At 73.0% G+C, this 8,301-nt stretch carries 6 protein-coding genes; 3 read left to right on the forward strand and 3 right to left on the reverse strand.

The features are described from left to right. A partial coding sequence (locus AB0H81_RS42395) for a hypothetical protein (protein WP_358387441.1) occupies nucleotides 1-2,829 on the forward strand: 2,829 nt, incomplete at its 5' end. Between the two features lie 17 nt (nucleotides 2,830-2,846). Beyond that, nucleotides 2,847-3,365: a hypothetical protein gene (locus AB0H81_RS42400; RefSeq protein ID WP_358387444.1), complete on the forward strand. Its 519-nt coding sequence runs from the start codon at nucleotides 2,847-2,849 to the stop codon at nucleotides 3,363-3,365. 43 nt (nucleotides 3,366-3,408) lie between these two features. Here the strand turns inward: AB0H81_RS42400 and AB0H81_RS42405 are convergent, their stop codons facing one another. Continuing rightward, complete coding sequence (locus AB0H81_RS42405) at nucleotides 3,409-4,128, reverse strand: glutamine amidotransferase (RefSeq protein ID WP_358387446.1); 720 nt, start codon at nucleotides 4,126-4,128, stop codon at nucleotides 3,409-3,411. Then, nucleotides 4,118-5,347: a MurT ligase domain-containing protein gene (locus AB0H81_RS42410; protein WP_358387449.1), complete on the reverse strand. Its 1,230-nt coding sequence runs from the start codon at nucleotides 5,345-5,347 to the stop codon at nucleotides 4,118-4,120. The genes AB0H81_RS42405 and AB0H81_RS42410 overlap by 11 nt, the downstream gene beginning before the upstream one ends. A gap of 164 nt (nucleotides 5,348-5,511) precedes the next feature. On the opposite strand from AB0H81_RS42410, the gene AB0H81_RS42415 reads away from it, so the two are divergent. Next, nucleotides 5,512-5,934: a YjdF family protein gene (locus AB0H81_RS42415; protein WP_358387452.1), complete on the forward strand. Its 423-nt coding sequence runs from the start codon at nucleotides 5,512-5,514 to the stop codon at nucleotides 5,932-5,934. Nucleotides 5,935-6,049: 115 nt separating this feature from the next. Here AB0H81_RS42415 and AB0H81_RS42420 read toward each other — a convergent pair. After that, on the reverse strand, nucleotides 6,050-8,301 hold a 2,252-nt coding region (locus tag AB0H81_RS42420; RefSeq protein ID WP_358387455.1), incomplete at its 5' end, for an ATP-binding protein.

Raw genomic sequence — 8,301 nt, forward strand, 5'->3', positions numbered from 1 at the left:
ACGAACAACACCACCCCCACGACACGTGACGCCGCACAGCCAGGCGATCCACGCAAGGACGCACCCACCGGCGCTCACCCCCCGCACGACACCGGCCCGGGCACAAGCCGCATCGACCAGCTCATCAACCGCGACGGCCCCTCCCCCCAGCCGCCCCTCGATCCCACCCTGGTCGGCCTCGGGCGCCGCGTCGCAGACCTGCTGCACGAGCCGGTACCGGACGACGGGTTCGCGCACAGCCTGGGGACAATGGCCCACATCTCTCGCCAGGGGCTACGCAACCCCACAAATCACACCTTGGCCGACAACGTCCGGATCATGGCGTCGACGCTGGGTATGCCGCATACCTTCGACGGCCTCGTACGAGTCTTCGACGAGGCCCAGCGGCAGGGCTTCGACCCCGCGGGCGCGACCGACAGGCAGGAGCTGACCGACAGGCTGGACCAGTACAGGCAGACGGACCCGCTGCTCGTCCCCGGCCTGTGGCTCGCGAACCGGGAGAGCGCGCCCGTGTCCTTTCCGGTCGCGCGAGCGCTCGCTCGGATGGATCAGGCGCTCGGCTCCACCGAGTACACCGACATGGCGGACAGAGTCACGCGGCTTCGCAGCTTGGCGTGGGACGCGAATGTCGGGTTCTACTCGATCGACCACGTAGGACGCCTGTTCGTGGCCGCGCAGGCCCAGGGCGTGGACGTCCAGGGCGCGCCTGGATGGTACGAGCTGGTGGACGGGCTCAGGCAGGCCCGGCAGCACGACACCGAGCTGTGGGACGGGCTGCGGATCGCGGACGAGCACGCCATAGGTGGGCTCGACGACGCGGCGGCACGGGCGCTGGGCCGTGCCGACCGGGCGCTCCACTCGGTATCACCGGACGGCCGGCTGGGCGACCTGGCGGCCGAGACGGGGTTCTCCCACGCGCTCCGCACGTTCTCCGAGATGCTCACGCAGGCCGACACGCAGGGCGCCATCCCGGAACGACCGGCGACCCGCGCGGAGCTCGTCGAGAGCCTCACTCGGCTCCGCGACCAGGACAGGGACGGCTGGGACGTCCGGGTGATGGAGGAGCGGTTCCCCGACGCGCGCCTGAGCCCGGCGAAGGCGGTGACCTTGGGCCGGATGGACCGCGTCATCGCCGGCGACGGCGCGCCGCGCCCCGCGCTGGACCCCCTTCTCGGGCTGTCGCGTGAGCTGGGCCTCGGCGACCCGATCGGCCGCCTCGCCCACGTGGCCGACCGCGCCCAGCGGCTCGGCTTCGACCCCATGGGCGCCGCGGACCGGCCGGCGCTGGTGGACGCGCTGCGGGGATACATGGACACCAGCCCGAACACCTGGGCGAGAGTGCGGGTGGCCGACCGGTACGCGCTGAAGCTCGACGAGCCGGCCGCCCGCGCGCTGGCACGCATGGACCTGATCGTGGGCCCGCAGGACAAGGCCCCCGCATGGGTCCTCGACCCGCTCCGCAAGCTGGCGGGCGACCTGGGCCTGGAGCACTCGGTCCAACGGCTCGCCCACGTGTTCAGAGGAGCCGAGGAGCACGGCCTGGACCCGGGCGGCGCCACGGACCGGGCCGACCTCGTCAACCGGCTGACCTCGTACCACCGACCACCGGTAGAGCCGCCGTACCACTTCACGCGGACGCTGCTGCGCCAGGCCGAGGACGCGCTCACGGACCAGCTCCGCCAGAACGCCGCCCGTGACGCCGTCTTCGCCCGCGCGTCCATGACCAGGGCCGGCCACTTCGCCTCCGACCTGGAGCGAGAGCGCGTCCAGGCGCTGGAAGCCCGCGCCCGCGCCTGGGAGAGCCGCCCGGCCGAGCCGGAAGTCTCCTACCGGGACAACCCCGAGGCGTTCGAGCGCGACCTGGCCGAGGCGTTCGCACGGGCCGAGCGCGGCGAGCCCGTCGTGCCCTACATGACCGAGGACGCCACGGGCGGCCTGGCCGCCCCCGGAACCGGCTTCAAGTTCGGACGGGAGTTCGAATACGATCTGCCCGAGTCACTCAAGCGGCACGAGGACGCGATCAACGCGGCCATCGCGCGCGACCTGTACGACGCCGGGCTGACCCTGGATCCGTGGGTGCACGGCTACCACACCTCCCGCGACACCGGCTACTACGAGGGGGACAACGGCTGGCGGCTGGAGCGGGAGGGCACGACCGCCGGTGAACTCGTCTCGCCGCCGATGTACGACACACCGCGCACGTGGGAGGCCATCCGGCTGGCTTGCGAGATCATCAAGTCGCACGGCGGCGTGGCGACGGCGAATTCGGGCGGTCACGTTCACGTGGACACTTCCGTGTTCGACCACATCCCGGCCTTCTACGAGAAGCTGGTGCGCCTGCCGGCCTCCACCTTCTTCGACACGTTACTGCGGCTGTTGGCGAACCCGGAGCTGCCCGGCCACCGGGGACTGATCTACTGCAAGCCCAACCCGATGCACGCCGCCGGATACGCCTCACTCGACGCGGTGCGGAAGCACCACTCCGAGCACCTCTCCGCGGTCAACCTGGCTGCGGTCAAGGGCGGACGGACCGACCACGCCGAGCTCCGCCTCGCCGACGGCTCGCTGGACCTCGGCGTCGTCCAGGCGCAGACCAAGGTGGTGCTGGGCATGGTCGCGCTGTCCCTGCGGCTCGGCGACGACCAGTTCCCGCTCAACCACGGCGACAAGGACCTCCCCGGCAACCACACCGACCACCGCAGGCGGCGGGATTACTCGTCCTATCTGGAGCTGGCCGACCTCCTCTTCCACCGGGCGGCCGACAAGGCACAGCTCACGGCCCTCTTCGCGGTGACCCGATGGGGCGAGAAGAAGAGCAGCTCTTTATGACGAACAGAGGAGAACGCGTGGCAGTCGTCATCCGCAACACCTCGGTGGCCGACCGGCCACCCCTCGCGCCGGCCAAGGGAGACGGCTCCCTGTACCGGTACGAGATGATCTTCGCGGGCGGGAGCCTGCGAGCGTACGCCGACGACCCCGCCGAGCTCGTCGCGGCGTTCCACCCCGGCTACGACACCCTGGAGACACCCGAACAGCGGCACGAGGCGCGCCTACGGGCCGCGCTGGACGCGCAGGTACGGATACAGGCGGAGCTGGCCGCGGACGACCCCCTGGAGGCATGCTCACCCGAGGAACGAGCCGTGCTGCTCGGCGGCCGGCACGTGCCACCCGCGCCGGAGGAGTGGACCGCGCCCGTACCCCTCGTACTGGTCACCTCGTTCTACGAACCCGAAGGATCGCTCCCCCGGCCCCGCGGCCCAGAAGAACTCCAGGTATGGCTGGACCCGACAGACGACTGGACCCTGCTGAGCACCCTGCACGCCGCCGGCGCGATCCACGTCGCGATGAGCCAGGACCGTCCCTGACGGCCGCCACCGGAGCGGTGCGGCGAGGACCCTCCGCCGACGGTCAGCCGGCGGCGAGGACCGTGTTGAGGCGCTCCTGGCGGAGCAGCTCGTAGCGGGTGTCGTCGAGCGGGGCGAGCTGCCCGCCCACGCGCCAGGACAGCAGCAGGTCGGCCAGCGCCGGGTTGCGGGCCAGGGCCGGCCCGTGCAGGTAGGTGCCGACGATGTGGCCCGTGTAGCAGCCCTCGAAGCCGTCGCCGTTGCCGGTGCCCTTGACCGTGCGCGACAGCGGCTTGACGCCGGGGCCGAGCCGGGTGACACCCATGTGGTTCTCGAAGCCGGTCAGCGTCGGCAGGCCGAGCGCGGCGTCCACCTCGGCCACCAGCTCGCCCACGGCGCGGGCCGGGCCGCGGACGCTGGCGATGTCGAGGATGCCGAGGCCGTCGACCGGCTGCCCCTCCTCGCCGCCGAACGTGCTGCCCATGATCTGGTAGCCGGCGCACACGGCCAGCATCGCGGCGCCCCGGTTGAGGGCGCGGTGCAGGCCGCCGTCGCGGCGCAGCCGCGCCGCCGCGAGGATCTGCGGCCGGTCCTCGCCACCGCCGATGAGGTAGATGTCACCGGTCTCGGGCACCGGGTCGGCCGAGCGCACGTGGATGGTCTCGGTCTCGATGCCGCGCCGCTGCGCGCGCTGCTCCAGCACGAGGACGTTGCCCTGGTCGCCGTACGTGCTCAGCAGGTCGGGGTAGATCCAGACGATGCGCAGGGCGCTGTCAGACGGCACGGCCGAACTCCGATCGGATCTGCTGGAAGGCGGTGTAGTTGGCGATCACGTCGACACGGCCGGGCGGCTGCATGGCGAGCGCCTCGGCGAACGTCTCGCACACCGCGAACGGCACGTCCGCCACGTCGAGCCGCAGCGCCAGGTCGAGGCGGCGCTCACCGGTGACGAACACCGGCCGGCCACGCAGGATGCGGTAGTCGACGTCCCACAGCCAGGACGTGTCGCGCCCGTCGGGGCCCTGCGCGTTGACCGACAGGATGATCGGCAGCCGCGGGTCGGCGACGTCGAACGCCTCCAGCCAGCCCGCGGGGTTCTTGGCCAGCAGCAGCCGCGCCTGGCGGCCCTCACGCTCGACGGTGGTGTAGCGGCCGGCGACGGAGGTGACCTCGCGCAGCCTGGGCAGCGCCCGCTCCACGGGCAGGTCGAACGCCTCGGCCACGGCCAGCGCCATGACCGCGTTGGAGCGGTTGGCCAGGCCGGGGAGCTGGATGTCGAGCAGCCACCGCTGGCCGCGCGGGTCGATGACCGCGTCGTCGTCGAGGACCCACTGCGGCTCGGGCCGGTGGAAGGTGCACTCGCGGCAGGCCCAGTCGGCGTCCTTGCGGTCGAGGGGGCCGCCGCACTCGGGGCAGCACCAGGAGTCCTCCTTCCACCGCTGTCCGCCCGCGACCCAGGTGACCTTGGCCGCCGTGGAGGCGCCCCAGGTGACCAGCGGGTCGTCGCAGTTGGCGATGACATGGGTGGGCTTGCCGGACAGCGCCCGCCGCCACTTCTGGGCCAGCAGCCAGATCTCGGCCGCGCGGTCCATCTGGTCGCGGCTGAGGTTCATCAGGCAGACGACGCCCGCGCCGGTGGTGTCGAGGACCTCGGGGAGGTACTTCTCGTCGACCTCCAGCACGCCGTAGGGGGCGTCCTTGTGCTGCGACAGCGCCGAGACGTGGCCGGCCGGCATGTTGGCGCCGAAGACGTTGGTCGCGACCTCGCCCATCTCCAGCAGCGCGGAGGTGATCAACCGGGTGGTGGTCGTCTTGCCGTTGGTGGCGCTGACCAGGGCGAGCTTGCGGTCGCGCGCCAGCTTGCGGAGCAGGTCGGGCTCGAGCATGAGGCCCACCCGCCCGCCGATCACCGAGCCGTCACCGCGCCCGGTCATCCGGGACAGCGTAGCGGCGCTGCGGCCCAGGGCGCTCGCGAGCTGGGCGCGCAGTGGAAGCTGGGTCATGGCACAGGATCCTAGTCGGCGTTGGCCCTTAGTCTGATAACGCACACGAAAACGCGGCCCGGTTGGTAGCCCGGGCGACATATTCGTAACCGCCCTTGAGGGATGTCCGGTGTGCCGGAAGCGGTCTCGTCAGACCGTCCTTCGGCATACCTGGGAGCAAGGGCATGGTCACGTTTTCCGTCTACCTCGACGGGTCGTTCTGGGTCGGCGTGCTGGAGATCGCCGAGGAGGGCGCGCTGCGCGTCACCCGCTTCACCTTCGGCTCCGAGCCGACCGATCCCGAGCTGTACGACTTCCTCATGCGCCACGGCGTCTCGCTCCTCGAACAGGCGTCGGCCGCGCCCGCGGTGCCCGCCGGGGAGCGCACGGGCCGCCGGGTCAACCCCAAGCGGGCCGCCAAGCTCGCCGCGCGGGCCGCCGCCCGGGTCTCCTCGCGCAGCACGGCGTCGCAGGAGGCCATGCGGCTGGAGCAGGAGAGCCGCAAGCGCGAGGCCGCGGACGGGCGCCGCGAGCGCCGGCGGGAGCTGGCCGAGCACAAGCGCGAGGTGGCCCGCCGCAAACGCGTCGAGCGCCGCCGCGACCGCTGAGCCGGCGCACCACGACCGATCAGTCGGCCGCCGGCTGAGCCCGCGCACCACGACCGATCAGCCCGCCGCCGGCTGAGCCCGCGCACCGCGACCGATCAGCCCGCCGCCGCGCCGGTCAGCCCGCGAACGGGATCTCGGGGGCGCCGCCGTGGTCGAACGGCAGGACGAAGCGGCGCGGCCAGGACAGGACGCCTTCGAGCCACCCGGCCCCCATGGTCTGGCCAACGTGCCGCAGCCGGGCGGCGGGTTCGATGCCGATCGCGACGGTCATGACGTCGCGCTGCAGGCCCTCGTTCTCGTCGTCGCCGAGGATGACCCGCCAGGCCAGGGCCCGGTTGTGCTCGATGGCCATGGACAGGGGGTGGTGGCGCAGCGCCTTGGCCCGGTGGCCGAGCAGCTCCCCGTGCGGGGCGGCGGCCGTGACCACGGCGGTGGCCGTCCCACCCGCGGCGGCCGTCCCGGTGGCGCCCGCGCCGCCCGCGGCCCCTGCGGTCGGGTCGCTGAAGGCCGCCGCGGGGGCCGGCTCGCGGGCCGCCGCCGCTCCGGGCGTGTCGCCGAACAGGGCGTACTCCATGGGCGGCGCCGGGCTGCGCAGGTCCGGGGCGGGCCGGCCGTACGGGAACAGGCGGTCGACCTCGTGCAGCCAGCGCACCTGCGGGATCACCCACGCCACGCCGGGGCGCTCGCCGCCCCGCTCCAGCCCGGCCAGCAGCCGCGTGGCGGTCTCGGCCGCCTTCTCCGTGAGCAGAGCGGGGTCGAGCCAGCTCCGCAGCGCCCAGGCGCGCCGCTGCACCGACCGCTCCACCAGCGTGGCGAGCAGGCACTCGCCGCGCCGTACCGGCAGCTCGGACCAGGCGGCGGCGAGTGCGCGCGGTACCCCCGGCAGCGGGCGGTTCGTCACGAACGCGAGCACGACGGTGTCGCACCAGACGCGCAGCCACGCCCAGTCGGGCGCGTCGGCCAGGACGTCGGCCTCCCGCAGCTCGACCAGCGTGCACGCCTGCCCGGTGCGGCACTGGCTGCCGCAGGCCGCCGAGCGGCGTCCCCTTATCGGCGGTGGAGGGCTGGGCATGAGCCGCTCACGCGACTCGCCGAGCGGCACCCGCACCCGCAGCGGCCGGTCCATGCCGTCGGCGAACACGGCCGCGCAGCCCGGCTGCAAGGAGACGACCTGGCGGGACTGCTCCTCGCTGAGGTTCATGGCGGCGCCGACGAGCTGCCGGTCGTCCTCGGCCGGCAGGCGGTGGACGACCTTGAGCGCGGTGTTCTTGACCACGTCCGGCACGAGCTTGGTGGGGATCTGCTCGGCCACGACGATGCCCTCGCCGTACGCCCTGATCTCGGCGAGCATGCCGGCCAGCAGCTCCACGGCGTGGGTGGCGGCCCGGCCGGCGCCCCGGTCGCGGAGCAGCCGGTGGGCCTCCTCGATGACGATGACGTGCCGCAGCCCGACGGACTTCTCCTGGCGGGCGCGCATCCGCAGGTGCTCGACGATGCGGATGATCAGGGTGCCCATGAGGAACGCCTTGTCCTCGTCGTTGGCCACGTCCTCGATGGCGAGCACGACGTTGCGCTGGAGCAGGCCGCCGACGTCTGCGGGGTGGCCGCCCTCGAAGAAGCGCCCGGCCGAGCCGACGCGCAGCGAGCGCAGCCGCAGCGAGATGAAGCCCTCGACGTCGGCCTGCACCTCGCGGCCGTAACCGATCTCCTTGATCACGTCCATGGCGTGCTGCTGGAGCAGCTCCAGGGTGGGCACGCTGGGCGGCACCTTGGAGCCGGGCACGGCGCCGCCGGTGACGACGTCCCAGCCGGTCGCCTCGTAGACGCGCTGCAGGGCCAGCGACATGATCTGCGGGAACGGCTCCTCGGCGTCGAAGGCGGCCATGAACAGGGCCCTGACCATGTCGATGTGCGCCTGGACGGGGTAGCCGGGCTCGGGTTCGAGGGGGTTGATGCTGAACGGCACCCCGGCGGGCGCCGACGGGTTGATCACGGTGACGGGCCCGAGGTGCTCGACGCGGCCGGCCATGGCGGCGTACTCGGACTTGGCCGGTTCGATCGCGAGCCACGGGATGCGGGCCGCGCTGAGCTGCTCCAGCAGGTGCCGTACGGTCTGCGACTTGCCGGAGCCGGTGGCGCCGGTGACGAACGCGTGCCGGTTGAGCGTGGCCAGCGGCACCCGGAACGAGCCGACCCCCCGGTCCTGCCCGTCGAGGATCTCCCCCAGCTCCAGCTCCCCGCCGTCGGCCTCGGAGGTGACGTCGAAGAACCCCGAGTCGAGCACCCGCACGCCGGGCACCTCGCGCCGGGGCAGCCCGGCCAGCGCCGCGAGCGCCCCGGCCGTGGCGGCGAAGGGCGCGGCGGCCC

Origin of the sequence: Nonomuraea sp. NPDC050691 (assembly GCF_040654455.1) — a bacterium.
In the GTDB taxonomy this organism is placed as follows: Bacteria; Actinomycetota; Actinomycetes; order Streptosporangiales; family Streptosporangiaceae; genus Nonomuraea.